The organism is Bacillus sp. AFS001701 (assembly GCF_002559405.1).
In the GTDB taxonomy this organism is placed as follows: domain Bacteria; phylum Bacillota; class Bacilli; order Bacillales; family Bacillaceae_G; genus Gottfriedia.
Genome location: NZ_NTZO01000646.1, coordinates 1 through 2,074, shown reverse-complemented (window position 1 = coordinate 2,074; position 2,074 = coordinate 1). Strand labels below are relative to the sequence as shown.

Below are 2,074 nucleotides of genomic sequence, written 5' to 3'. Positions count from 1 at the left end.
AGCTAAGCATATGCTTAGCTTCAGTATTTTAAAAAATGAGTTTCCAACTGATTGAAATTAACTTAAGATACTTGCTTTCATAAATTGCTCAATGCGCTCTAACGCTTTATCTAACTGTACTTGAGATGTTGCATATGATAGGCGGATATTATCAGGTGAACCAAATCCTGAACCAGGGATTACCGCTACATTAGCTTTTTCAAGTAATTCAGTAGAGAATTCATCTACATTTTGATATCCAGCCATTTTAGCTGCCTCAGTCACATTTGGGAATAAATAAAATGCACCATTCGGTTTAACACAGCTAAATCCTGGGATTGTAATTAAACGCTCATAAGTTTTATTTAAACGATCTTCAAACGCTACTCTCATTTCTTCAACAGGCCCATCACCTAACTCATATGCTTTAATCGTAGCGATTTGAGCCATTGTAGTAGGATTTGAAGTAGAGTGACTAGCAAGATTTGTCATGGCATTAATTATTTCCTTATTACCAACAGCATATCCAATTCTCCACCCAGTCATTGAATGAGATTTTGAAACACCATTGATAATAATCGTTTGCTCTTTAAGCTCTGGGCTTAATGAAGCAATTGAAACATGTTTTGCACCATCATATACTAATTTCTCATATATTTCGTCAGAAACGATTAATATATCATGTTTTAAACAAATCTCTCCGATTGCTTTTAATTCTTGCTCATCATAAATCATACCAGTTGGATTACTTGGTGAATTAATAATGATCGCTTTTGTATTCTCTGTAATCGCTGCTTCGATTTGTTCAGGTGTTACTTTAAATTGTTGATGTTCATAACCTTCAATAAATACTGGTACACCTTCTGCTAATATCACTTGCTCAGGATAGCTTACCCAGTAAGGTGTCGGAATAATTACTTCGTGACCAGGATCTAAAATCGCTTGGAAAAGTGTGTAAAGTGCATGTTTTGCACCATTTGTTACAACAACCTCTCCTGGAGAATAAGTTAATCCTTGATCTTTTAATAACTTATCACAAATCGTTTTTCTTAAAGCTGGTAAACCGTTTGAAGGAGTATATTTAGTTTGGCCTTTAAGCATTGCTGAATAAGCTTCTTCAATAATTTCAACTGGTGTATTAAAATCAGGTTCACCTGCTCCTAATCCAATTACATCAATTCCTTGATCTTTCATCTCTTTTGCTTTTGCTGTAATAGCTAGTGTTGTAGATGGTGTTAGTGCACTTACTCTTTTTGCTAGTTTCATCTTGTTAATTTCCCCCTAAATACTATAACGTTTTAAAAGCTCTCCATTTTCGAAAGCAGCGTAGTAAAAATTATATCGGCCGTTTTGGTCTATATATACTACTTCCCAAAGTGGTATTTTGTTCTCTATTCCTAATTTTACTTTATGTATTTTTTTTGGGTTTCTCTCACTGACAACTTTGTCAATGATTTGTTTTTGGGTCAATCCTTCACTTTTCTTTCGTGTAATAACTTCTCCATCCTGTACCCACGCGATCATTTCATTATTTGCATCATCTTTACCACTTACAACGATCGCTTGTTCTTTTCCATGAAAATAATCAGAAGTTTCCACAGATTTTAAATACCCTTGATGTAAAACAAGCTCTTCGGCATGTTTTTTATCATCATTTAGTTTTGAAATTGATGATTGATAAGTGGCGATTAAAAATAATGAAAGAAAAATGATGCTTAATCCAAGGATGACTAACCATTTTTTCATATATACCTCATTTATGTTCGATAAATTGTAAATACCGCATATTCTTGATCTTCTTTATCAAGCGCAAGTCCAAACATTAAATCTTTTTCTTTTAAAGTACGATTTAAACTATCAACAATTTTGTATAAATCTCTAGTATATTCAATTTTTGTTGTTGATAATACTTCAATATTTGAATTCATGTTGCTCCTCCTAAAAATGTATTATAAATACATTACAATTTATGTCATTATACCACACGTCTAACCTTAAATCCCCTACTATTCTCATGCTAAATTTTGAAAAACTACTAAAAATCTTTTAATAATTCATCAATTTTATTAATTTTTATTTTGTTTTTCGGGATTAA

General features: G+C 32.3%; 3 protein-coding genes. All 3 read right to left on the bottom strand.

What is annotated here, in order from left to right; translation table 11 throughout:
* Window positions 1-57: 57 nt before the first annotated feature.
* Genes CN514_RS24325 through CN514_RS24315 form a run of 3 tightly spaced genes read right to left on the bottom strand, consistent with a single transcriptional unit; the run spans window position 58 to window position 1,907 of the window.
* Entirely contained in the window at window positions 58-1,245 is a 1,188-nt protein-coding gene (locus tag CN514_RS24325; protein WP_098234770.1) for a pyridoxal phosphate-dependent aminotransferase, read from the bottom strand.
* A 15-nt stretch (window positions 1,246-1,260) separates the two neighbouring features.
* Window positions 1,261-1,725, bottom strand: coding sequence for a cell wall elongation regulator TseB-like domain-containing protein (locus CN514_RS24320; RefSeq protein WP_098234769.1), 465 nt, complete (start codon window positions 1,723-1,725; stop codon window positions 1,261-1,263).
* A gap of 11 nt (window positions 1,726-1,736) precedes the next feature.
* Entirely contained in the window at window positions 1,737-1,907 is a 171-nt protein-coding gene (locus tag CN514_RS24315; protein ID WP_082459338.1) for a YpmA family protein, read from the bottom strand.
* Between the last annotated feature and the right edge of the window lie 167 nt (window positions 1,908-2,074).